Below are 23089 nucleotides of genomic sequence, written 5' to 3' on the forward strand. Positions count from 1 at the left end.
ATGAGAGGAAGTTGATGAGAAAATGAAACAATGTCCTTATTGTGGACAAGAATTAAATAAAAGTGATAAGCAATGTTCTAATTGTGGAAATATGATACCAAAAGAAAAAAATAAAGCAACATCGTCCTCTCAATCAGAACAATCTAATTTAAAATTTAAAAAGTTTATTCCGTGGGTCATTATAGCTTTCATTGTTGTTTTAATTGGTATTGTTTTCATACTATTAAGAAATTTCAATTCCCCCGAAGCTCAAACTAAAATTCTTGTAAACGCAATTGATAACAACGATGCTCAAAAAGTAGCTACGTTAATTAGTACTAAAGATGTTCCTGTAGATGATGAAGAAGCAAGTGTTTATATTCAATATATTAAAGATGAAGTTGGAATGATGAAATTTATTCACGATGTCAAACACACAACAGATAAATTAAATAAAAGTAATCATGATTCTGCCTATATACAAACAAAAACAGATAAAAATGTATTAAAAATTAGTAAAAATGGAACGCGTTTTTTAATCTTTAATAATATGAGTTATAGACCACCTACAAAAACGGTTATTGTTAAGCCGAAAATAGATACAAAATATAAATTTAAAGCTGGTGGAAAACGTAGAGGCATTCATGCAAAGGCGAATCAAGCAACTTCTATTGGCAAATACATTCCAGGTGTTTATGCTATCGATGCTGAAAAAGACACGGAATATGGTCATTTTACAGGTCAAATGAAATTTGATTTTAGATATGCTAAAGGAAATACTGTGGATGTTAATGAGAACTTTAACGAAGCTGCACTTAAAGTTAAATTAAAGGGTAAAAGTGACTTAGATAAAAACACATTAAAAGTAACTATTAATGATAAAGAAATGAAATATGATGCATCAAAAATATATGGTCCATATCCTCAAAATAAAGACATTAGTGTTTCAGCTACAGGTATGGTTAAAGACAAAACATTTACGTCTACAAGTAAAACAATAAAAGCAAAAGATTTAGGAAACATTAATAGTGCCATACTGGACTTTGATGAAGATAAAATTTCTGATTATGTTTCAAAGAAAACTGAAGAAGAAAGTATACTTAGAGTTACGTTAGAACCATTTTTTAATCAATATGCTTATGCTCTAAATAATGCTATTAATCAACAAAATTTTGATATAATAAGTCCATTTCTAAAAAATAAGTCTGATGCATATATAGATATAAAAAATCATTTAAGTGATTCAAAGCATTTTGAGTTCTCACAGTTGTTAAGTGCAACTCAAAGTGGAGATATTATTAAAGCTAAAGTACAACAAATTAATCAACGCGGAGAAATAGAATATGTCACTTATGAAATAGAAGAAAATAAAGATAATGGAATATTACAAATTATAAACATTAAATAGATACTAAGGAGAATATTTAAATGGAACAAAGACATAACCAAGATAAGCATTCCTTGTTATTTATTATTATTCTAGGTATGTTGACTGCTATAGGACCTTTAGCGATTGATATGTTCTTACCCGGTTTACCTGAATTGAAAAATGATTTCAACACTACGACAGCTCATGCTCAATTAACACTATCGTTTTTTATGATTGGTCTTGGAATTGGTAATTTATTTGTAGGACCGATTTCCGATAGTTTGGGGCGTAAAAAACCTTTAATTATCGTTATGACCATTTTTACTCTTGCAAGTCTCGGAATCATATTTGTTCATAACATATGGCTTATGATTATCTTAAGACTTTTACAAGGTATTACTGGGGGAGGCGCGGCAGTTATTTCAAGAGCCATTGCAAGTGATTTATATAAAGGTAATGAATTAACTAAATTCCTATCTTTATTAATGCTAGTTAATGGTGTTGCTCCGGTTATTGCGCCTGCGCTTGGAGGTATCATTTTAAGTGTAGCAGTTTGGAGAGTCATATTTGTTATATTAACTATCTTCGGTATATTAATGGTAATGGGGAGTCTAACAAAAATACCAGAATCGTTAAGTTTAGAGTATAGAGATAGCAGTGGTATCAAAGTGATATTTCAGAATTTTAAAAGCTTATTAGGTACACCACGATTTGTGCTACCCATGCTCATACAAGGTGTTTCATTTATTTTATTATTTAGTTATATTTCTGCTTCACCGTTTTTAGTTCAAAAAATTTATGGTGTCTCTCCACTGCATTTTAGTTGGATGTTTGCTGGAATAGGAATAACATTAATCGTCTCTAGTCAATTAACAGGAAAATTAGTAGATTATATTCATACGCAAACACTTTTAAGGTTATTGACATGTATCCAAGTTATTGGTGTATGTATTGTTTCGTTAACGCTCATCCAACATGGATCATTCATTTTTTTAGTGATTGGTTTTATAACATTAGTAGCTCCAGTTACAGGTGTAGCTACTTTAGGGTTTTCTATTGCGATGGAGGAAAGTACCACTGGTAATGGTAGTGCTTCAAGTTTATTAGGACTTGTACAATTTTTATTTGGAGGTATTGTTACACCTTTGGTAAATGTAAAAGGAGAATATAACAGTATGCCTTATCTAACAATCATTATTAGTGCAATTGTAATCCTTGTTATTTTACACCTTATTAATTTTAAAGTGTTTAAAACAAAAAGATAAATAAAAAGGAGCAAAACAGAGTTTAATTTGATTCTGTCTTGCTCCCTTCTTTATTATCTCTGTAACTTAATTGTATTGGATAATAAAGAATTTGCTACTTCTTTAGGACTTTCTTGGCAACCACTTCTTAGCCAATAAAGAATTACTCCAATTTGACCGCTAACGGTATAAGAAATAAAAAGTTCTCTATTTTGAATTAAAGTTTCATTTTCAACTAAAATCTTAGCGTAATATTTCTTTGTAATATCTAAGTAGTCCATAGTTAAACTTTTATTTGGATTTGAGATGAAAATAGCGTGGAAAAAAGATTTCTTTCTATATATATATTTGAGAATAATATGGAAGAACTTAAATACTTTTTCAGGCTCTTTTTTTATATTGTGAAAATTATTAGAAAGTGCTTTTAATAATTTTTCATACTTATTTAAATGGTAACTTTGGATTGTAGACAATAAGTCGTATTTATCCTGAAAATTATCATAAAAGGTTGAACGATTAATTTTACATTTTGCACATATCATTTTAATTGAAATTTGTTCGAAAGGATAATCTTCTAGCAAATCGATCATACTTATTATAATTTTATATTTCGCTTTTAATTTCATGTATGTCACCTAAATTAAAAAGAATAACCGACAATTTTTTAAGTTTTGTTGGTGTTTTTTTTATTGATATGTCTTTATAATATATAAAGTGATTTTTAAAAGCAAATAGGAGGAAAGTTCAATGAAGAAAATGGTGTTAATCAATATCATTACTATCGTTGCTTTAGTTATTATCGGAGTAGTTGGATTTTATTTCTATCATAATGCAACTAGCTATGTAACAACTGATAATGCTAAAGTTGACGGTAATCAAATTAAAATTGCGAGTCCAGCATCTGGACAAATTAAATCTTTTGACGCAAAACAAGGCGATAAATTGAAAAAAGGTGACACAGTGGCAGAAGTAACTGCTCAAGGTCAAGATGGTCAAACTCAAGATCAAAAAATTAAAATGCCACAAGATGGTACAATTGCTAAAACTGATGGAATGGAAGGCTCTATCGCTCAAGCAGGTTCACCAATTGCTTATGCATATAATTTAGATGATTTATACATTACAGCTAATATCGATGAAAATGATTTAAGCAGCATTGAAAAAGGCGATAAAGTTGATGTAACAATCGACGGTCAAGATTCTAAAATCGATGGTAAAATTAAAGAAATCGGAAAAGCAACTGCAAATAGTTTCTCATTAATGCCATCATCAAACAGTGACGGTAACTATACTAAAGTTTCACAAGTGATTCCTGTGAAAATTTCTTTAGATTCACAACCATCTAAAAATGTTGTTCCTGGAATGAACGCTGAAGTTAAAATCCATAAAGACTAAGGAGGTCATAAAATGACAGTGACCTTCATTATTGGATATATCGTTTCAGCGGTCATTTTAGTTGGTTTAATTAATTTATTCGTGTTGAAATCACGTCATAAATCTAAATTAAATCAATCAAAGGGACAACAAGTAAATGAAGAATCTAAGAGTCAAAATAATCCATCTAAATTTAAAATGAGTGACTTAGAACAAAATAACGATGCAAAGAATGCATCCTCTTCTCAAATCAGTGAAGAGAAAAAACGTTACTTTAATAATGATCAATCTCATTATAAGGAAGATAACGATATCAATAATGATAAAAGAAAAAATCATTTTGAAGAAGAACAAGAACAACAAGATTCATCTTCAGAACAAATTCATCCTGAGCAAAAACAAACGTCACATTCCTTACACTACTCAGATGATGAACAACGCAATACGCATTCTGAAGATACAGTAAATCATAATGATAGAGATGTTAATAATCAACATCTTTCCAAAGATTCTATTTATGAACCTATTAATCCTGATTCACAAGAAGGACGTGTGAACGAACGTATAAAAGACCAAACACAAGATTTTGTCTTCGGTGCAGGGATTACAAGAGGTAAAATTTTAGCTGCTATGTTGTTTGGTATGTTTATCGCAATTTTAAACCAAACATTACTTAATGTAGCTTTACCTAGAATTAATACAGAGTTCAATATTTCTGCTTCAACTGGGCAATGGTTGATGACAGGATTCATGTTAGTAAATGGTATTTTAATACCAATAAGTGCGTTTTTATTTAATAAGTATTCATATCGTAAGCTATTTTTAATAGCGCTTTTATTATTTACAATCGGCTCATTAGTTTGTGGTATTTCAACTAACTTCCCAATTATGATGGGAGGACGTGTTTTACAAGCAATTGGTGCAGGTATATTAATGCCATTAGGATCTAATGTAATTGTTACTATTTTCCCACCTGAAAAACGTGGTGTGGCAATGGGAACAATGGGTATTGCAATGATTCTTGCTCCAGCGATTGGACCAACATTATCTGGTTACATCGTCCAAAATTATCATTGGAATGTTATGTTCTATATGATGTTTATCTTAGGATTACTTGCTTTCTTATTTGGATTAGTATGGTTCAAAATCTATCAAAAAACAATCAATCCAAAAGCAGATTATCGTGGTATCGTATATAGTACAATTGGATTTGGTGCTTTATTATATGGCTTTAGTGAAGCTGGTAATAAAGGATGGGGTTCAACTGAAATCATTATAATGTTTATAATTGGTGTTGTGTTCATCATCTTATTTGCTATTCGTGAATTAACAATGAAAGCACCAATGCTTAATTTAGAAGTGCTAAAATCACCAACATACACGCTTACTACTATTATAAACATGGTAGTAATGATGAGTTTATTTGGAGGTATGATTTTATTACCATTATATCTTCAAAATTTACGTGGTTTCTCAGCATTAGATTCTGGTTTACTATTATTACCAGGTTCATTATTAATGGGTGTATTAGGACCTGTTGCTGGTAAATTACTTGATACTATTGGTCTTAAACCACTTGCTTTATTCGGTATTGCAGTGATGACTTACGGAACGTATGAATTAACAAAACTGAATATGGATACTTCTTATCTTCATATTATGAGTATTTATGTAATACGTTCACTAGGTATGGCATTTGTTATGATGCCGTTAATGACTGCAGCTATCAATGCCTTACCACCTCGCTTAATTTCTCATGGTAATGCGTTCTTAAATACGATGAGACAATTAGCTGGTTCAATTGGTACTGCGATTCTCGTTACTGTAATGACAACTCAATCTACAAATCATCTGAATGCATTTTCAACTGAATTAGATAAAACTAATCCAGTCATTCAAGATCATGTACGTGAAATGGCAGCACAATATGGGGGTCAACAAGGCGCATTACAAGTTATCTTGACTTATGTAAATAAATTAGCCTCAATCGAAGGGATCAATGATGCGTTTTGGATTGCTACAGCATTAAGTGTCTTAGCATTCGTTTTAAGTTTATTCTTAAAAGGTAAAAAAGGTGCTGAAGCTGAACATGACAGATTGATGAGTAAAGAAAGTAATAAATTTTAATAAATAAAAAAGGTATTGGACATATAAAACGTTCAATACCTTTTTTTATTTTATTAAATATAAAATGAGATGACATTTCTATTTGATTCTAGGATGACGATTTCTAAAGAAAAAGCTTATAAATAATAACGCTAAACTACTTGAAAGTAAGATCAGTGCATTGTGAATAGCATCTGCTTCAGTAATAATTTGATTTGGTGGTAAATCTAAGAAAAAGTGATGCAAGTTCTGAGAGATTTGCTTTCCTAACATTTGAATTGTATAACTAAAGGAAAAAGCAATCATTAACGCAACAGCGATAATGATGAAATTAATCACTTTTAAAATCGTTCTATTAAATACAATGGTTAAAATTGAAATAATCATGCTGCCAATACATAAAACGAAAAATATATTAAAGGCTAGAATAAATTTATCGATTACACCTTGTAAGTTAGCGACTTCACTAATATTAATATTGAGTGGTCCAATCTGAGTAGTTGTATTTTGAAAGTTTTTAATCTCAGAGAAATCAATCGCTTGATTTGCAAGAACAAAATTTAGAATAGGCTGTTTATACATGCTATAACAAGTAATCCCTACAAGTATAAGAATGATGATATGTATAATTAAACTTATCCACGAATTTTTCTTTTTACCATAATAAGCTTGTTGGTTAACACGGACATATGGGGGGCGATTTGTTTGATATCTATTAGGATTTTGATTTTGCATTATTATTACTCCTTTGCCGTCATTCATTTGTTTTCTATAGTTGACTCATTTATACTGAATTTAATATGCAATAGGCAATTATATGAACTAGATTGCTCATTTTTAATCATATAAATAGTATTATATCGTTTTTTTAAGCTTTCTGTAATAAAGTTTGATTAATTTTATAAATTTATAAGGTAGGTAAAAATTTTATGAAAACACGCATGGTAAATAGAATTGTTAATAAATATTTACTACATAATCGCTCAATTCAGTTTAAGAGTGAAGACGAGTTTAACTCGTTTATGGAGCGTAGAAAAGATATTAATAGAGCGAAACATAAGCAACCTCCAACTTTAAATGTGAAAGCAAATCTTGATAAATTATCTTTAGGAGATATGCAAGTGTTTAGATTTAATTTTCGTCACGAAACTAAAAAGAAAATTTTGTATATTCATGGTGGGTATAACACGTTACAACCTTCTCCATTCCATTGGAGATTAATGGATAAACTTGCACTCAACACTTTATATGAGGTCGTTTTACCGATATATCCTAAAGCACCAGAGTTTCATCTTAAAGATACATTTAAAGCAATTAATAATGTATATGAATCGTTATTAAGTGAAGTTAATAATGAAAACATTGTTATTATGGGTGATGGAACTGGTGGAGCACTTGCACTTAGTTATGTACAACAATTAGTAGAAAATGACAAACCTTTACCATACAAAATATGTTTAATTTCTCCGATGCTTGATGCAACAATGACAAATCCTCAAATTACTGAATATTTGGTTGAAAAAGATCGCTTTGTTAATATTCAAGGGCTTCAAAACATAATGAATGTGTGGAGTGATAAAGAACCATTATCAAATCCTTTAATTTCGCCGATATATGGAATAAAACAAGGATTGCCACCAATTATAATGTTTGGTGGTGGTAAGGAAATTTATTATCCAGATATGCAACGTTTGGCATATGAATTGGAAACGCATCATCAATCTATACAATTTTTTGAGTATCCAAAAATGTTTCATGACTTTGCGTTATTCCCAATTCATGAATCTCATAAGGTGATTAAACAAATTAATAAGGCAATTCATGAATAATGATAAGGACTAAAGTAGAATCGAGTTAGATTTTACTTTAGTCCTATATTTTTATATTGAATATTTATTGACTTGCGATAATAATTCACTAATTATATCATGTTGGCCTTTACAATGATAATAAGTATCGAGAGATTGTGCCAATCTTAAGTTTTCTTTGGGTTCATAAGTTGTAGTATGTAACTCTATTACATTTAAAAGTTGTTTTTCAACGTCTTGCGAATATCTTTTTAGATTAGCTATTAAATCATTTTCATCCGTAGTCGTTTTAATTTCTCTATCTAATGCTTCTATCGCTTGTTTTTGTCCTTGGTAAAAACTAATATTAAATGTTCGTTGAATGAGCTCTCGACTAGGTCCATTCATAAATAGTGAACGGTTTTCATTTAATTCAATTAAATGTATTTTAAGTGTATCACTAAGGTCAAATAGTGTGTTTTCTAAGATTTCAGAAATAGTGTCTGTCATTATGCCTCTCCTTTCTTTGGAATGCCAATTTGATGTCCTAATGATTTAGGCCAGCGCTTATCATATTGAGAATCATAGTATATTTGGATATTAGATTTATAGTGTGCGGGGAAAGAAGCAAGTCGGCGTGTTGAACGATTAATACCCATCATCATTATTTCGCTTGTTGCAGCTAAAGTTTCATCATTTTTAAATAATTCTAAAAAGAAGTGAACACGTTTTTCATCATAATTATAAATACGAACACGAACTGAAAATGATTCTTCGAAGTGTAATTCCTTTAAATAGGTTGTATGTTCTTCGACTGTAAATGTTGTATAATTAAGCGCTTCTCTTTCTTTCAATGATAAACCATTATAATGATTAAATTCACTAATAACTTCACTGAAAACTGAATTATATTCTGCATCGTGCATATGTTGGTTAAAATCAACTTGAGAAGATACTACACTTTTATGAATAATAAATGGATAGTTCATAATATTTTATCCCTTCTTTAAAATTTTATAAAAATACTTTACTAACATAAAATAACACATACACAATATTTAATTCATGGTAGAATGATAACCGTATGGTTAAATAGGAGGAAACAGAAAGATGACCATGATAATTCGATATCAAACTAAGGACGAACCACTAACTCAAGTTGAACAAATCAGTGATGTACCTAATAATGCTACTATTGTGTGGTTGGATTTTGAAGATGCAACATCCAAAGAAAATGATTTTTTGATTGAAAACTATAATTTTAACTATTTAGAATTAGAAGATGCCATTAAAGGGGTACCACGAGTTAAATATAAATCTTATGATGATTACCAATACATGGTATTTCATAGTATGCATAAAGATAATTTTACTCCTATAGCATTGAACGTATTTCTAGACGGAAAAACATTAATTACTTATCATCAACATCATTTTGAATCATTAATGGAAGTTGTCAAGATGAATGCGCGTAAACATGATCCAGATTTAGATTGTGCTGATATCGTTATACATATCCTTGATATGATGGTAGATAAATATTTTGATTTTGTTTATACCATTGAAGATGAGGTATACAACTTTGAAGATGCACATGTAGATGATACACATAGTAAAAAAGTAATGGATAATGTCTTTCAATTACGTTCTAATCTTATAAAAATAAAACGTGTATTATTCCCAATGCAGGAACTTGTGAATACAATTAAGACTGAAGGTAACTTAATTGTAGATTATAAACATTCAATGTATATTCAACATATTGATGATCATATTATTAAACAAAATAATATTATTAGAACCTCTCAAGAAATGACAAATGAAATTCGAGAAAATTTTGAATCTTATTCTTCTTTTAGAATGAATAGTATTATGCAAGTATTGACACTCGTGTCAGTTATATTTTCTCCTTTAACATTTATAGTAGGCGTATATGGAATGAACTTTGAATATATGCCAGAGTTAAAATGGCATTATGGTTATTTTATTTGTTTAACTATAATGTTACTCATTTCAATTGCATTAATTCTCTTCTTTAAAAAGAAAAAGTGGTTTTAATATAGAACATAGTTTAAGGAAAGTAGGTTGTTACATGAGTGATATCCAAAGAGAGCAAAGAAAAAATGAACATGTAGAAATTGCAATGGCACAACAAGATGTCCCTCAATCAGATTTTGACCGTATGAGGTTTGTACATCATTCAATTCCAAATATCAATGTGAATCAAGTGGATTTAACGAGTCATACTTCAAATTTTGATATGACATTTCCCTTGTACATTAATGCAATGACAGGTGGAAGTGATTGGACTAAGACAATTAATGAAAAGTTAGCAGTCGTTGCTAGAGAAACAGGCTTAGCTATGGCTGTAGGATCTACACATGCAGCTTTAAGAAATCCTAAGATGGCTGAATCATTTAGTATTGTACGTAAAACAAACCCTGAGGGCATTATATTTAGTAATGTAGGTGCAGATGTACCAGTAGATAAAGCTGTTAAAGCAGTTGAATTATTAGACGCACAAGCTTTACAAGTACATGTGAACGCACCACAAGAATTAGTGATGCCAGAAGGGAATAGAGAGTTTTCGACATGGTTAGAAAATGTGGAAGCAATTGTTCAACGCGTGAGTGTACCTGTTATCATTAAAGAAGTAGGATTTGGCATGAGTAAAGAATTACTACAATCTTTAGTAAATATAGGCGTGACGTATGTAGATGTGAGTGGAAAGGGTGGCACTAATTTTGTCACGATAGAAAATGAGCGTCGTTCAAATAAAGACATGGATTACCTTTCAAATTGGGGCCAATCGACTGTAGAATCACTACTTGAAAGTATAAGTTATCAAGATAAACTAAATGTATTTGCAAGTGGTGGATTACGCACACCTTTAGATGCAATTAAAAGTTTAGCTTTAGGTGCAAAAGCTGTTGGCATGTCACGTCCATTTTTAAATCAAGTTGAACATGCTGGTATCACTAGTACCATTGAATATGTAGAATCATTTATAGACCATATGAAATCTATTATGACAATGTTAGATGCTAAAGATATTAATGATTTAAAACAAAGTAAAATTGTTTTTGATAGTAAGTTAATGTCTTGGATAGAACAAAGACATTTAAAAGTTGAACGTGGATAATATTAATCGCTTTTGAAGAAGGATGACCTTTTCAAAAGCGATTTTTTTATTGAATGAGGTGTTACTTCCATGTTTCTTCTGGTAATAGACAATCAGATTTTCTCATTCTAGAGACATATGGATTTCCTTTAACAGTATATCTTAAGTGTTTTTCTGTCCATTCACCTTTATTTGGGATACCTATACGTGCACTTTCTTCAATCTCTCTAGGAAATTTTCTATTCCTTACATCAATAGATAAACGACATTGATTAATTGTTGAACCATCTATTGCTCTAGGAATATTAAATGCTTTAGTCCACTTTCCTGGCCCATTTGTAAGTTCGAAACCAGATTTATTTCGGTTGATTTTCATAGTTTCGATACCATCTTCAGGTTCAACTGCACGTATTAAGACACCTTCTGGGATACCTTCTTCACGTGTTACTAAATTAATAAGTAAATGCGTATGCATAACATGGCCATATATGGTTCCACCACGTTGATATAAAGAAGTGACTTTAGGCGTTTGTTTCCCACCAAATCCATGTGCTGCTTTATCTTTAAAACCTAAATAAGCTTCTGTTTCGACAATATAGCCACTATAAGTTTGTGTTTGATCTTGATAACTAATTTTAACGCCTAATAAAGATTTAGCCGTTTCAATTGTTGGTTTATTTACAAAGTCCAATATAAATACCTCTTTCTTTAAATGAATCATTTGGATGCTTGTCTAAATTTTTTAATAATTTTATTATAGTGGAAAATGTTAGAGTTAGAAAATATTAAATGCATTGATAGAGAATGAAAAAACATTTAATAGATAGCGTTTACATTTTTAAATTTATATAAAACTTATGGAATATTAATTAAAAAAGTGTAACAATATGTATTGATGATAAAGTCAAAGTTTAAAAGTAATAGATGAAATTTAAAGCAGTTTGCTACAATGAAACTAACTTTTCAAAAGTTGGTGAATAAAGAAATGATATATTCAATATTTATTTTTGTATTATCAGGTCTCTGTGAAATTGGTGGAGGCTATCTAATTTGGTTGTGGTTAAGGGAAGGACAATCAAGTTGGTTAGGGTGGATTGGTGGACTAGTGCTTGTCTTATATGGTGTGATTGCTACATTTCAAGTGTTTCCAACCTTTGGACGTGTCTATGCGGCATATGGCGGAGTGTTTATTATAATGAGTATCATATGGTCATTTGTATTTGATAAACAAATTCCAGATAAGTATGATGTCTTAGGTGCTGTTGTATGCATTATTGGCGTATTAATAATGATTTTACCAAATAGAGCCTGATCAAGCGTGTTGAGAGGGAGACGTAAGTAATGATAGTTGAAGTAGAGAAACAAAATCATGGTATAGATTTAATTAAAATAGATAATGACGATACGTATATTGTATTTACAAACTATGGAGCACGAATTGTGTGTTGGAAATATCATGATAATAATATTGTGTTAGGTAATAAAGTAGAAGCGGATGAATTTTACCCTGAAAATCCATATAAATTTGGAGCTACTATTGGACGATATGCAGGACGTATTGAAAATGCTTCTTTTAATTTGAACAATAAATATTATCAATTGGAAGCAAATGAAATGACTAATCAACTTCACGGCGGTAGTAATGGTTTAGACAGACGGTTGTTTGATTATGAAATACAAAATAATATAACAAATATTAAAGTTATATTTAAACTTCAGATACAATCAAAAGAGGATGGTTATCCTGGAGATATGATGATTAAGGTTATACATACATATGATGTTGAACATCGCTGGACGATTGAATATGAAGCAACATCAAATGAAGATACATTATTCAATCCTACAAATCATGTGTACTTTAATCTAAATAGAGATAATAATGTCATTGATAATCACTCTATAATAAGTGAACAATTAAAAATGTATCCTATTGATCAGAACCATCTTATTTCCAGTCAACAGCCTATTGATTTATTAGAACGATTTAATCATCGACCTATTCAATTTCAAGATATTTTTAATTCTGAAGATAAACAAATTAAAGAACAAATATATTTTAATAAAGGTCTCGATCACCCATTTGATATTGGTCATCATCGTCTTATCGTTGAAAATAACGAGTTTGCGTTAGATGTAGAAACAACAATGACTAATATAGTAATTTTTACTTTTAATGATACATCAGAATGGAAGAGTGATTTTAATATTTATAAACCTCATTCAGGTGTAGCGCTAGAAACACAATACTTACCTAATGATATTAATAATGAAGGCAATAAAGCTAAGTCAATTCTAAAAGCTAATGTTCCATTTTATGCGAAGACAATATATCATATTTCAGAAAAATAACTTTATTTTTATTCAGAAACATACCACTATGACATTAAGTGATAGTGGTATGTTTCTATTTATTCATTGCTTTTTCTTTTAATAATTTCTATTTATTCATTGCTTTTTCTTTTAATAATTTCAATTTTTCAATACGTTTAGGAGATAAGTAAGGATTATTAATAGCTTTATTTAAACGATCTATATTTTCACGGTCATTATAATAAATATCATTCAAATTTTGAACAGATAAGCGTGTAGGAGATTCAGCAGTTTTAAGGAGTAATAAATGATCTTGTTGCTGCACATAACCTTCTTTTAAAACACGCATATAAAATCCTGTTTTACCTGAGGATGACATCCGCTTAACTAAATGTTTAATACCATACTTTCTTTGAATCTTCCAGCAAGGTTCACGTATTTCAGAAACTTCTACAATTGCCTCTCCTAATTGATATTGATTTCCAAAATACACATCATTTTCATCAAGGTCAACGAGAGTTAAATTTTCACCAAACATTGCATAATCAGGTAGTATATTAATATCATCTTTATACATTGCATAATTTTTCTTACTAAAACAACAAACAGCTTTGTGTGGACCACCATGGTCCTTATAAGCTTGTTCATCCTCACTGAACCCTGTATAAGATAACCACATTTTTCCAGAAAACATTGTTTTATTTAAAGCAGAATGCATTGGACGTTTTTGATCATAGTTTAAAGTTTCAATTTTACCAGTTGAAATAGCATATACGGGAATCATGTTATGGTCTCCTTTTTTATCATATCTGTTATTTTACTATATTTTTAAAAAGTATAAAAATATCTTTTGATAAATTAAATGAATGTAAAATAGACCTAGGTATTTTAAAAAGGCTAGTGTAAAATAATAAATGAGTATATGAAAAGGAGTTATAGTACCGATGAAGGATGCGAAAGAACTCAAATTAATGACGACAGATGATGCAGTAGCTCAAATCCAAGATAATATGATTCTTGGAATTGGAACAGGAAGTACAATTGAACTATTGATTCCTAAGATTGCAGAGCGTATTCAACAAGATCATTTAAATGTTACAGGTGTATGTACATCTAATAAAAGTGAATTTCTTGCTAAACAATATAATATTAATGTGGTTGATATTAATGATATTACTTATATAGATTTAGCTATTGATGGTGCAGATGAAATTGATTCAGATTTAAACCTTATTAAGGGAGGCGGTGGTGCCTTATTCAGAGAGAAAGTCATTGATGAAATGGCAAGACAATTTATAGTTTTAGCAGACGAAAGTAAAATGGTAAATTACTTAGGTGAAACTTTCAAATTACCTATTGAAGTTGATAAATTTAACTGGTTACTGATATCTAAAAAAATTGAAACATATAATGATATCTCAGTCGAACGAAGAATGAATGAGGATATACCATTTATTACAGATAATGGGAATTATATTTTAGACTGTGAATTAAAAAGTAAGATAGATCCTTATCAATTACATGAATTTTTAATTCATCTCACAGGTGTGCTAGAAACAGGTTATTTTTTAGATATGACAACACAAGCGATTATTGGCACTCAAGAAGGAATTAAAGTAATTAATAAGAAGTAAAAAAGAGAGGAACATGTTTAAGTTCCTCTCTTTTCTTTTTATTTATTAGATTTATGGATATCATTGATTTCTTCTTTTACATTATCCACTACAGATGAGCGTCTATCTTCTGTATATTTAGAAGATGATTTTAAATGATGATCACCGTCTTGGACTTCAGATTCATTAGTCTGTGTATGAGTCACATTATTTTCTTGTAACGATTGATGTGACGTTTCTTTTTTATCCAATTCACTATTAGATATCTTATTTGAATCATCTGTGTCATCATTTACATGGTCTAAATAATTATTAGGTTCTACTTCATCTAATGATTGGTTTGTTGTTTTATATAAGATAAAGCGAATGACTAAACTTAAAAGAATGAAAATAATACCAACAATTGTAGTACTTAAAGCAATGACTTTCATAGAGAATAAGTCGCCAGTTTCTTCGCTAAATAAGAATACTTGAGCAAATGTCATTGCAGCATGGAATAACATTGCAATATAAATCGTACGACCTTTAGTTGCTCTAATTAATTCACCGACAATCATTGAAAACATAAATGTATATAAGAAGTGATAACCTGCATATTGCATTCCATATGTCGTGTTAATAGTCCAAATAGAATACATTAAACCTACAATGATTGAAGCAAAAAATGTATTGACTTTACTTTCAACAATATTTTGTAAATATGAACGGAATCCAAATTCAGCAAAGAAAGCCATGAAAATATGACCAATCATAATTGTAAATACAGATACTGATAAATCATTGGCTTGTAATAAAATAAAACTATCAGCAAATCTATTGAAACTCATCATTCCAATAATAAAAATAATGAGCGGCAAAATTAACGCAAGTATTATACGTTCAATAACTCTAATATCAATAGAGAAATTCAAACCAGCTAGTTGAGTACGCTTATTTTTAAATGCAATAATACAAATTATTGCAGCAATAAATGGCGCTAAATTATTAATACTAAACACAAAACGTTTAATACCAATAGATGCTTGAAAGTCTCGCAGGATTAAAGACAATGCCATTGTAACAACGAAAAATACAAAAATTGTTAAAGCCCATTGAAATCCTGAAATACGTTTCGTCTTCATGTATGTAACCTCCATTAGGGTAACCATATATATTCTTTTCTTAATATTATACATATTACAAGGGGATAAATAAATTGTCCATTTTAAATATCATTAAAATGTAATAGTATTGAATTATTTTTAAATTTTTGAAACTAATATTTAATGTCTGAATCATAAATTAAAGGGTAAATAATTTAATAAAAATGGGTATTGATTGTATAAAATATGTTATATGATTAAGATAACCTTAAATAATTAGGAGGCATCTAATATTATGTACAGTGAAAGCAATCCAAAACTATGGAAAGGAAGAGTAGATAGTCAAAATGATCCTAAGCAGTTTAAGCATTTTCAGACCGTCACATTTGCTAATTTAGAAAAAATAGAAAATCGTTTTGATAAAGTTGGTGTAGGTTTGTTAGGCTATGCCGTTGATAAAGGGATTGAACTGAATGAAGGAAGAATTGGTGCTAAAAAAGGACCAGACGAAATAAAAAAAGCGTTTGCCCAATTACCTGATTTAAGTGAATGTGAATCTCTTGTTGATTATGGAAATGTAGAATATACAAAAGGTTCTCTAAGTGAAGTTCAAGAAGAAATGGGACATTTGGCTGCTCGAGTTATTCAACAGCATCACCAATCTTTTTTTATTGGTGGAGGACATGATATCGCATACGCACAATACCTAGCAACGAGACACACTTATCCTGATGCTTCTATTGGCATTATTAATATCGATTCACATTTTGAGACGCGTGCTGATGTACAATCTAATTCTGGTACAATGTTCAGACAAATTTTAGAAAAAGATGATAATGTTGATTACTTAGTTTTAGGCTTATCTCAAGGTAGAAATACACGTTCTCTATATGAATATGCTGAAGAAAAAGGAATTATCTATGTATATGCAGATGAAATTTTAAATGATTTGTCTCCAACCATTAAAGATAAGATTGAACGTTTTATTCATCAGCATGAAACGATTATGTTTACAATTAGTATGGACGCCATCGATAGTGCATTTGCACCTGGAGTAAGTGAACCTACTGTCCTCGGATTGAATCCTCATTCTGTATTTAATATAGGTAAACGCGTTATATTAAGTGGAAAGACATCTTCTATTAGTATTGCTGAAGTCAATCCAAATTATGATATTGATCATCGTACTGCTCAACTTGCAGCGAATTTTATTCACCATTTTATAGAGTAGTTATTTTAAAAATTGAAATGAACTTTTAGATAAGAGTAGTCCACCATTCTAAGTAATGGATATCTACTCTTATTTAGTTATAAGAAAAGTTTGATAATTATGATACTATAGACTATACAACATTTTATTGGACTTAGAGAAAGGGAAGTGACATTGATGACAAGTTTTAACGACGTTGTAAAATGGAGACGCATGTTTCATCAATATCCTGAGTTATCAAAATACGAATATAAAACGACGCAACGTATAAAAGATATATTAACTTCATACAATATTAAAATGATTGACATTCCAATGGAAACGGGCCTAGTAGCAGAAATAGGACAAGGAGAAAAATGTATTGCTGTTCGTACTGATATTGATGCGTTACCTATTCAGGAGCAAGTTAGTCAAGACTTTACTTCTACTAATGATGGAGTGATGCATGCTTGTGGACATGATATTCACATGGCTAGTATCTTAGCTATTGCTACCAAGTTAAAAGAAGAAGAAGAACAATTAAATGGAAGAGTAAGGTTTTTATTTCAACCAGCTGAAGAGCTTGGGTATGGTGCTAAAGCCATGGCTAAAACCAATGCATTAGATGATGTACAAGCGATTGTTGGATTTCACAATTATCCAACATTAGATATTGGAGAATTTGCAATTAAATCTGGTCCTATTACGTCTGCTGTAGATCGTTTTGAATTTAAAATTCATGGCAAGGGAGCTCATGCTGCCAAGCCAGAGCAAGGCAATGACCCTGTAATGGCGTTAGGGCAATTAATTACAAGTTTGCAAACAATTATTAGTCGTAATTTATCTGCCTTTGATAGTGCTGTCATTACAATAGGAGAAGTGTCTTCAGGTAATACTTGGAATGTTATTGCAGATAATGCTTATGTTCAAGGCACGGTACGTTCATTCAAACCTGAAGTACAAGATTATATTGAACAACGTATGCATGATATTGCTAAAGGATTAGAACAATTATTTAATATAGAGATTGAATTAATTTATACACGTTTACCAGGCGCAGTTATTAATGACGTAGAGCTTACAAAACATGCTAAAGAAGCGGCAAAAAAAGTAGGATACACAGTAATTGATTTAGAACATCCATATACAATTGGAGAAGATTTTTCTGGTTTATTAGAGCATCATCCAGGTGTGTTTGCATTTATTGGATCGAATAGCGAATATGATTTACATCATCCAAAATACAATCCAGATGAACGTATTTTAGAAAAAACACCTGATTATTTTATAGAACTGATTTATCAATTATTAGCATAATATTTATTAGAAAATTTTAGAATTATGATTTAATTACTACTTAACGTGGTAAACCAATGTTGAGTAATTAAATAGGAGATGATTTTAATGGGTGCACAAGATCCAAGAATTAAATTTAAAGATTCTGATTATAAAAAACAAGAACAAGAAACACCAGGTTATCAATATAAAATGTCACCTAAACCAGATTGTGGTGAAGAATCATATGAAGGTCATGGTCGTTTACAAGATTATAAAATGTTGGTAACTGGTGGCGATTCAGGTATTGGACGTGCAGCAGCAATTGCTTATGCTAAAGAAGGCGCTGATGTAGTTCTTAACTACTTACCAAGTGAAGAACAAGATGCACAAGAAGTTAAAGAAGTCATCGAAAAAACTGGAAGAAAAGCAGTACTTATCCCTGGAGATGTGAGAAATGAGCAGTTTAACTATGATTTAGTAGAACAAGCTTATAATGAATTAGGTGGCTTAGACAACATTACTCTTGTTGCGGGTCATCAACAGTATCATGATGATATTCATGGATTTACAACTGAACAATTTGCTGAAACATTTGAAACAAATGTGTATCCAATTTTTTGGACTGCTCAAGCAGCAACTAAATATTTAAAACCAGGTGCTTCAATTACAACGACATCTTCAGTACAAGGGTATAAACCAGCTGCAATTTTACATGATTATGCCGCTTCTAAAGCAGCAATTATTTCATTAACAAAAAGTCTTTCTGAAGAATTTGGAGATAAAGGTATTAGAGTGAATAGTGTAGCGCCAGGACCATTTTGGTCACCTTTACAAATCAGTGGTGGACAACCTCAATCAGCAATACCAGAATTTGGCCAAGCTACTCCACTAGGCCGTGCAGGTCAACCTGTTGAATGTGTGGGACCATATGTATTATTTGCTTCAGAAGATGGTAGTTATTTAACTGGTCAAGTTCATAGCGTTACTGGTGGTATTCAAATCGACTAATTTAGTTAAACGTTAAGTATACTGGCGAGAGATTTTTAGAAATCTCTCGCTTTTTATTTTATAAAGGAGAATTAAAAATGAAAGGGATTAATCCAAATCAATTATCAGATATTCAAAATTATAAATTATTAAGTGGTTCAGTTATACCTAGACCTATTGCGTTTGTAACATCGGAAGATGAAAAAGGTAATTTAAACGGTGCACCATTTAGCTTTTTCAATGTAGTGAATAATAAGCCACCTATGATAGCAATTGCAGCACAAAGAAGTAATGGTAAGCGTAAAGATACTGCTATAAATATTGAAAAAACAAAAGAATTTGTTGTGCATATTACAGATGAATTCAATATTGAAGATATCAATGAGACGGCTGCACCTTTAAAATACGAAGACAATGAATTAGAACGCACATCATTGACTCTTATCAGTTCATCTATTATACAGACGCCTGCTGTGAAAGAAGCTAATATTCGTTTTGAATGTAAATTAGATCAAATGATTCAATTAGGTACTAAAAATGATGGTGCGGATTTAATTATAGGAGAAGTTGTTATGTATCATATAAATGAAGATGTCTATTTTGAGGATAGTAAAATTGATTTTAATCAGCTTAAACCCGTAGCACGTTTAGCGGGAAATAATTATTCTAAACTCGGAGACACATTTACAATTAAACGTCCAGAATCATAATAATATGAATTTTACATGTAATTGTATTGACGATGATATATGAATCTTGTACCTTTAAATATAAATTCAATTAGTATTAAGGAAAGTAGGTTAAATATGGAAGAAGGGAATAAAGGGCATGCATGGGCACTACTACCTCTTGTGCTATTTATTGCATTATTTTTAGGAATAGGAATCGCTACTGGAGATTTTAGTAATATGCCTTTAAATGTTGCGATAACGATTACTGTGATTGTAGCATTAATGATGAATAGAAAAGAAAAATTTTCAAAAAAGATTGAAATATTTACTCAAGGGGCAGGGCATTCAAATATTGTCCTAATGGTTTTCATCTTTATCTTAGCAGGTGCATTTTCAACTACTGCTGAAAAAATGGGTGGTGTCACGTCTACAGTTAATTTAGGACTATCACTCATACCACAAAATTTTATTATTGTAGGATTGTTTATAATTTGTATGTTTGTCTCTATCTCTATGGGAACCTCAGTTGGAACTATTGCAGCACTTGCACCTGTAGGATTTGGATTTTCTCAAGCAACTGATATTTCAGCTATGTTAGCGATGGGAACAGTAGTAGGCGGTGCGATGTTTGGTGATAATTTATCAATGATATCAGATACCACAATAGCAGCAGTACGTACTCAAAAAACAAAAATGAGTGATAAGTTTAAAGTTAATTTTTGGATTGTTTTACCAGGTGCAATTCTAACAATTATCATTTTATTTTTCTTAACAAATGGTGTACATGTTGATCATTCTAAGCAATATGATTATAACTTAGTGAAAGTCATTCCTTATATTTTAGTGCTTGTTTTAGCCGTCATTGGTGTGAATGTTATCTTAGTTTTAATTAGTGGTACTATCCTTTCTGGAATCATTGGTCTTATTGATGGTTCTTTCAATTGGAAAGGTTTATTAACTGCTATATCAAAAGGAATTATTGGAATGGAAGATATTGCAATTATAGCTTTACTTATTGGTGGGCTTGTTGGTCTTATTCAACATAATGGCGGTGTAGAGTGGTTGCTTAATTTTGTGAAATCGAAAGTGAAATCGAAACGTGGTGCTGAATTTGGTATCGCTAGTCTTGTGAGTGTAGCGGATATCGCTACAGCAAATAACACAATTTCAATTATTATGTCAGGCCCATTAGCTAAAAATATTGCTGACGAGTATGAAGTAGATCCTCGTAAATCAGCAAGCCTTCTTGATATTTTTGCTGGATGTTTTCAAGGTCTGTTACCCTATAGCCCTCAACTTATTGCAGCAGCGGGTGTCGCTGGAATATCTCCTTTTAGTATGATGCCATATTGTATTTATTCAATTTTATTAGGCATTTGTGGAATTCTAGCAATTGTATTTAGATTTCCACGTCTTAAGACGAAATAAATGATATATAACAAGTTAAAATCATCTAAATTTATATTTTTTTTAATTTCTGATAGTTGAAATTTTGGTAGTATTTATAAATGCGTTAAAATATAACTAAGAGTGAAAGTAGGTGAGATGAGTGGCAAAATATAATGTAGAAAATGAACAAGTTGAGATTCATATTGAGCGTTTATTTAAATATTCTCCAGAATTGGTTTATAGTGCTTGGACAGATATAAACTTATTAAAGCAATGGTTTATGACCTCCCAACGAACAAATAAATTATTTGATGCAGATATTCATGAAGGTGGACAATATCGAATAGTAGATGCTCGTAATGGTAAACAAAATGTAATTCAAGGTAAATATGAAGAATTAGTATCCGATGAATACATCAAAATGACTATTGGAATGCCAGAATTAAGCGATAGTCAAGATGTTATTGAAGTAGAATTTGAAGAGCGTGAATCAGGCGGTACGCAAATGTTCTTTTACTATCAATCTATAGTAGAAAAAGAACGTCGTTTAACGGCTTTAGAATATAAACATAAAAAGAAAGAATATCATGATTCTACTGCACATGGTTTAGAATTAATGTTTGATCGAATGAATGAAGTTTTAGATCAATATGTAGAGGACAATGATATGTTACTTTAATTAAAATGAAAAGACCTATTGAGTAAAAGTCAGTTATTACTTAATAGGTCTTTTTATTTATTGTAATTCACCGTTTTCTTTTCGCTCATTATATTTTCTTAGTAGCGTTTCAAAAAAGATATGATAATTAATAAAGCTAGAATAATCTATATCATTGTATAAATAAAATGTATGGCTAGAAACATAAACATTATAATTTGCCTTTTGTGCTAATGTATTGTCTTTCATGGTTGTAACAGAAATAAAATAACGTTGGCGCAATTGAAGTAAATTAGTAATCTCAGTTAATTGGTGAGTTTCTCCAGATAAAGAAATCACAAAAAATAAGTCATCTTCATTAGAGTAGTTAAGTACCATTTTAATCTCATGTTCATCATGCAATACAATTACATTTTTATGCATAGTTAATAAGATACGTTGTGCTTCTTCAGCTACATTTTTCTGAGCTCGTCCAGTACCATATAAGTATACATTGGTAGCTTTATCAATTTTTTCAGTAATAAGGTTAAAATTTACCCTTTCTAGGTAAGTAAATGTTGTTTCAATTTCTTGTTTAAATTGTTTGATTGAATCGGTAGGAACTTCATATAAAGATTGACTTTCAAATTTTAAATAAGATTTAAAATCACTATAGCCATCAAAGCCTAATTTACGTGTGAAACGATGAATAGTTGCGTTTGATGCATGTGTATATTGTGATAGTTCTTGTATTTTTAAAGTTTTACATTGTTCTATATGTGTATTAACAAAATGAGCTATATGAAGATCATTGTCATTTAATTTATCAAAGTTAGCATTAACTCTCTCATCTAATAACATATAAACACCTCAAGTTATAATATTGAAAATTTTTTCATCTATAGAAAATATAAACTGATTATACAAAAATATTTCAAAATGAGTCAATA

At 30.4% G+C, this 23089-nt stretch carries 23 protein-coding genes and 1 pseudogene; 16 read left to right on the forward strand and 8 right to left on the reverse strand.

All coding sequences use genetic code 11. From position 1 onward, the window contains the following. Positions 1-22 precede the first annotated feature (22 nt). Together HMPREF2578_RS00530 and HMPREF2578_RS00535 are read left to right on the forward strand one after the other, a co-directional pair. A complete protein-coding gene (locus HMPREF2578_RS00530; RefSeq protein ID WP_049413635.1) occupies positions 23-1387 on the forward strand; it encodes a membrane-associated protein TcaA in 1365 nt (454 codons plus the stop codon). A 20-nt stretch (positions 1388-1407) separates the two neighbouring features. After that, positions 1408-2613: a putative multidrug effflux MFS transporter TcaB gene (locus HMPREF2578_RS00535; protein ID WP_049417324.1), complete on the forward strand. Its 1206-nt coding sequence runs from the start codon at positions 1408-1410 to the stop codon at positions 2611-2613. Between the two features lie 53 nt (positions 2614-2666). On the opposite strand, the gene HMPREF2578_RS00540 is transcribed toward HMPREF2578_RS00535, so the two are convergent. Then, positions 2667-3218: a TetR/AcrR family transcriptional regulator C-terminal domain-containing protein gene (locus tag HMPREF2578_RS00540; protein ID WP_049413638.1), complete on the reverse strand. Its 552-nt coding sequence runs from the start codon at positions 3216-3218 to the stop codon at positions 2667-2669. A 121-nt stretch (positions 3219-3339) separates the two neighbouring features. Between HMPREF2578_RS00540 and HMPREF2578_RS00545 the strand changes: the two genes are divergently transcribed. Both HMPREF2578_RS00545 and HMPREF2578_RS00550 read left to right on the forward strand, forming a co-directional pair. Continuing rightward, positions 3340-3987 (forward strand): HlyD family secretion protein, encoded by a 648-nt coding sequence (locus tag HMPREF2578_RS00545; RefSeq protein WP_002448529.1) that lies wholly within the window; start codon positions 3340-3342, stop codon positions 3985-3987. A gap of 12 nt (positions 3988-3999) precedes the next feature. Continuing rightward, complete coding sequence (locus tag HMPREF2578_RS00550) at positions 4000-6093, forward strand: DHA2 family efflux MFS transporter permease subunit (RefSeq protein WP_049413641.1); 2094 nt, start codon at positions 4000-4002, stop codon at positions 6091-6093. Positions 6094-6171: 78 nt separating this feature from the next. Here the strand turns inward: HMPREF2578_RS00550 and HMPREF2578_RS00555 are convergent, their stop codons facing one another. Next, positions 6172-6807, reverse strand: coding sequence for a hypothetical protein (locus tag HMPREF2578_RS00555; RefSeq protein WP_049413643.1), 636 nt, complete (start codon positions 6805-6807; stop codon positions 6172-6174). A 194-nt stretch (positions 6808-7001) separates the two neighbouring features. Here HMPREF2578_RS00555 and HMPREF2578_RS00560 point away from each other — a divergent pair, with 194 nt between their 5' ends. Further along, on the forward strand, positions 7002-7901 hold the full coding sequence (locus HMPREF2578_RS00560; protein WP_017174918.1) for an alpha/beta hydrolase fold domain-containing protein: 900 nt from the start codon (positions 7002-7004) through the stop codon (positions 7899-7901). Between the two features lie 51 nt (positions 7902-7952). Here the strand turns inward: HMPREF2578_RS00560 and HMPREF2578_RS00565 are convergent, their stop codons facing one another. Both HMPREF2578_RS00565 and HMPREF2578_RS00570 read right to left on the reverse strand, forming a co-directional pair. Then, positions 7953-8369, reverse strand: coding sequence for a hypothetical protein (locus tag HMPREF2578_RS00565; protein WP_017174917.1), 417 nt, complete (start codon positions 8367-8369; stop codon positions 7953-7955). Then, a complete protein-coding gene (locus HMPREF2578_RS00570; protein WP_049413647.1) occupies positions 8369-8848 on the reverse strand; it encodes a thioesterase family protein in 480 nt (159 codons plus the stop codon). Before HMPREF2578_RS00570 ends, HMPREF2578_RS00565 begins: the two co-directional genes overlap by 1 nt. A 121-nt stretch (positions 8849-8969) precedes the next feature. On the opposite strand from HMPREF2578_RS00570, the gene corA reads away from it, so the two are divergent. Together corA and fni are read left to right on the forward strand one after the other, a co-directional pair. After that, positions 8970-9917, forward strand: coding sequence for a magnesium/cobalt transporter CorA (gene corA, locus HMPREF2578_RS00575; RefSeq protein WP_017174915.1), 948 nt, complete (start codon positions 8970-8972; stop codon positions 9915-9917). 34 nt (positions 9918-9951) lie between these two features. Next, a complete protein-coding gene (fni, locus tag HMPREF2578_RS00580) occupies positions 9952-11001 on the forward strand; it encodes a type 2 isopentenyl-diphosphate Delta-isomerase (protein WP_019834785.1) in 1050 nt (349 codons plus the stop codon). Between the two features lie 61 nt (positions 11002-11062). On the opposite strand, the gene HMPREF2578_RS00585 is transcribed toward fni, so the two are convergent. Next, positions 11063-11671, reverse strand: coding sequence for a DNA-3-methyladenine glycosylase (locus HMPREF2578_RS00585; RefSeq protein WP_019834786.1), 609 nt, complete (start codon positions 11669-11671; stop codon positions 11063-11065). Positions 11672-11965: 294 nt separating this feature from the next. On the opposite strand from HMPREF2578_RS00585, the gene HMPREF2578_RS00590 reads away from it, so the two are divergent. Together HMPREF2578_RS00590 and HMPREF2578_RS00595 are read left to right on the forward strand one after the other, a co-directional pair. Further along, on the forward strand, positions 11966-12292 hold the full coding sequence (locus tag HMPREF2578_RS00590; protein WP_017174912.1) for a YnfA family protein: 327 nt from the start codon (positions 11966-11968) through the stop codon (positions 12290-12292). Positions 12293-12321: 29 nt separating this feature from the next. Then, entirely contained in the window at positions 12322-13332 is a 1011-nt protein-coding gene (locus HMPREF2578_RS00595; RefSeq protein ID WP_019835635.1) for an aldose epimerase family protein, read from the forward strand. An 88-nt stretch (positions 13333-13420) separates the two neighbouring features. Here HMPREF2578_RS00595 and HMPREF2578_RS00600 read toward each other — a convergent pair whose 3' ends face one another. Beyond that, entirely contained in the window at positions 13421-14077 is a 657-nt protein-coding gene (locus HMPREF2578_RS00600) for an MOSC domain-containing protein (protein WP_017174910.1), read from the reverse strand. Positions 14078-14237: 160 nt separating this feature from the next. On the opposite strand from HMPREF2578_RS00600, the gene HMPREF2578_RS00605 reads away from it, so the two are divergent. Next, positions 14238-14927, forward strand: a complete 690-nt coding sequence (locus HMPREF2578_RS00605) for a ribose 5-phosphate isomerase A (protein ID WP_049413651.1) — start codon at positions 14238-14240, stop codon at positions 14925-14927. 271 nt (positions 14928-15198) lie between these two features. Here HMPREF2578_RS00605 and HMPREF2578_RS00610 read toward each other — a convergent pair. Further along, a pseudogene (locus HMPREF2578_RS00610) lies at positions 15199-16027 on the reverse strand (lysostaphin resistance A-like protein); the annotation flags it as partial. Between the two features lie 256 nt (positions 16028-16283). On the opposite strand from HMPREF2578_RS00610, the gene hutG reads away from it, so the two are divergent. From hutG to HMPREF2578_RS00640, 6 genes are all read left to right on the forward strand, one after another. Next, positions 16284-17219 (forward strand): formimidoylglutamase, encoded by a 936-nt coding sequence (gene hutG / locus HMPREF2578_RS00615; RefSeq protein WP_019835632.1) that lies wholly within the window; start codon positions 16284-16286, stop codon positions 17217-17219. Between the two features lie 156 nt (positions 17220-17375). Next, positions 17376-18494, forward strand: a complete 1119-nt coding sequence (locus HMPREF2578_RS00620) for an amidohydrolase (RefSeq protein WP_019835631.1) — start codon at positions 17376-17378, stop codon at positions 18492-18494. Positions 18495-18581: 87 nt separating this feature from the next. Next, on the forward strand, positions 18582-19463 hold the full coding sequence (locus HMPREF2578_RS00625; RefSeq protein WP_070508192.1) for an SDR family oxidoreductase: 882 nt from the start codon (positions 18582-18584) through the stop codon (positions 19461-19463). A 77-nt stretch (positions 19464-19540) separates the two neighbouring features. Next, a complete protein-coding gene (locus HMPREF2578_RS00630) occupies positions 19541-20152 on the forward strand; it encodes a flavin reductase family protein (RefSeq protein WP_017174904.1) in 612 nt (203 codons plus the stop codon). A gap of 96 nt (positions 20153-20248) precedes the next feature. After that, positions 20249-21541, forward strand: coding sequence for a Na+/H+ antiporter NhaC family protein (locus tag HMPREF2578_RS00635; RefSeq protein ID WP_070508193.1), 1293 nt, complete (start codon positions 20249-20251; stop codon positions 21539-21541). A gap of 121 nt (positions 21542-21662) precedes the next feature. Continuing rightward, positions 21663-22181, forward strand: coding sequence for an SRPBCC family protein (locus HMPREF2578_RS00640; protein WP_002448616.1), 519 nt, complete (start codon positions 21663-21665; stop codon positions 22179-22181). Positions 22182-22238: 57 nt separating this feature from the next. Here HMPREF2578_RS00640 and HMPREF2578_RS00645 read toward each other — a convergent pair whose 3' ends face one another. After that, entirely contained in the window at positions 22239-23000 is a 762-nt protein-coding gene (locus HMPREF2578_RS00645; protein WP_019835628.1) for a MurR/RpiR family transcriptional regulator, read from the reverse strand. Positions 23001-23089 lie beyond the last annotated feature (89 nt).

The sequence above is a fragment of the Staphylococcus sp. HMSC072H03 genome (assembly GCF_001809305.1).
Taxonomy (GTDB): domain Bacteria; phylum Bacillota; class Bacilli; order Staphylococcales; family Staphylococcaceae; genus Staphylococcus; species Staphylococcus hominis.

What these genes read in the sequence shown, in the direction of transcription:
- HMPREF2578_RS00530 (WP_049413635.1), top strand. Translation starts at nt 23, where the DNA reads ATGAAACAATGTCCTTATTGTGGACAAGAATTAAATAAAAGTGATAAG.
- HMPREF2578_RS00535 (WP_049417324.1), top strand. Translation starts at nt 1,408, where the DNA reads ATGGAACAAAGACATAACCAAGATAAGCATTCCTTGTTATTTATTATT.
- HMPREF2578_RS00540 (WP_049413638.1), bottom strand. Translation starts at nt 3,218, where the DNA reads ATGAAATTAAAAGCGAAATATAAAATTATAATAAGTATGATCGATTTG.
- HMPREF2578_RS00545 (WP_002448529.1), top strand. Translation starts at nt 3,340, where the DNA reads ATGAAGAAAATGGTGTTAATCAATATCATTACTATCGTTGCTTTAGTT.
- HMPREF2578_RS00550 (WP_049413641.1), top strand. Translation starts at nt 4,000, where the DNA reads ATGACAGTGACCTTCATTATTGGATATATCGTTTCAGCGGTCATTTTA.
- HMPREF2578_RS00555 (WP_049413643.1), bottom strand. Translation starts at nt 6,807, where the DNA reads ATGCAAAATCAAAATCCTAATAGATATCAAACAAATCGCCCCCCATAT.
- HMPREF2578_RS00560 (WP_017174918.1), top strand. Translation starts at nt 7,002, where the DNA reads ATGAAAACACGCATGGTAAATAGAATTGTTAATAAATATTTACTACAT.
- HMPREF2578_RS00565 (WP_017174917.1), bottom strand. Translation starts at nt 8,369, where the DNA reads ATGACAGACACTATTTCTGAAATCTTAGAAAACACACTATTTGACCTT.
- HMPREF2578_RS00570 (WP_049413647.1), bottom strand. Translation starts at nt 8,848, where the DNA reads ATGAACTATCCATTTATTATTCATAAAAGTGTAGTATCTTCTCAAGTT.
- corA (WP_017174915.1), top strand. Translation starts at nt 8,970, where the DNA reads ATGACCATGATAATTCGATATCAAACTAAGGACGAACCACTAACTCAA.
- fni (WP_019834785.1), top strand. Translation starts at nt 9,952, where the DNA reads ATGAGTGATATCCAAAGAGAGCAAAGAAAAAATGAACATGTAGAAATT.
- HMPREF2578_RS00590 (WP_017174912.1), top strand. Translation starts at nt 11,966, where the DNA reads ATGATATATTCAATATTTATTTTTGTATTATCAGGTCTCTGTGAAATT.
- HMPREF2578_RS00595 (WP_019835635.1), top strand. Translation starts at nt 12,322, where the DNA reads ATGATAGTTGAAGTAGAGAAACAAAATCATGGTATAGATTTAATTAAA.
- HMPREF2578_RS00600 (WP_017174910.1), bottom strand. Translation starts at nt 14,077, where the DNA reads ATGATTCCCGTATATGCTATTTCAACTGGTAAAATTGAAACTTTAAAC.
- HMPREF2578_RS00605 (WP_049413651.1), top strand. Translation starts at nt 14,238, where the DNA reads ATGAAGGATGCGAAAGAACTCAAATTAATGACGACAGATGATGCAGTA.
- hutG (WP_019835632.1), top strand. Translation starts at nt 16,284, where the DNA reads ATGTACAGTGAAAGCAATCCAAAACTATGGAAAGGAAGAGTAGATAGT.
- HMPREF2578_RS00620 (WP_019835631.1), top strand. Translation starts at nt 17,376, where the DNA reads ATGACAAGTTTTAACGACGTTGTAAAATGGAGACGCATGTTTCATCAA.
- HMPREF2578_RS00625 (WP_070508192.1), top strand. Translation starts at nt 18,582, where the DNA reads ATGGGTGCACAAGATCCAAGAATTAAATTTAAAGATTCTGATTATAAA.
- HMPREF2578_RS00630 (WP_017174904.1), top strand. Translation starts at nt 19,541, where the DNA reads ATGAAAGGGATTAATCCAAATCAATTATCAGATATTCAAAATTATAAA.
- HMPREF2578_RS00635 (WP_070508193.1), top strand. Translation starts at nt 20,249, where the DNA reads ATGGAAGAAGGGAATAAAGGGCATGCATGGGCACTACTACCTCTTGTG.
- HMPREF2578_RS00645 (WP_019835628.1), bottom strand. Translation starts at nt 23,000, where the DNA reads ATGTTATTAGATGAGAGAGTTAATGCTAACTTTGATAAATTAAATGAC.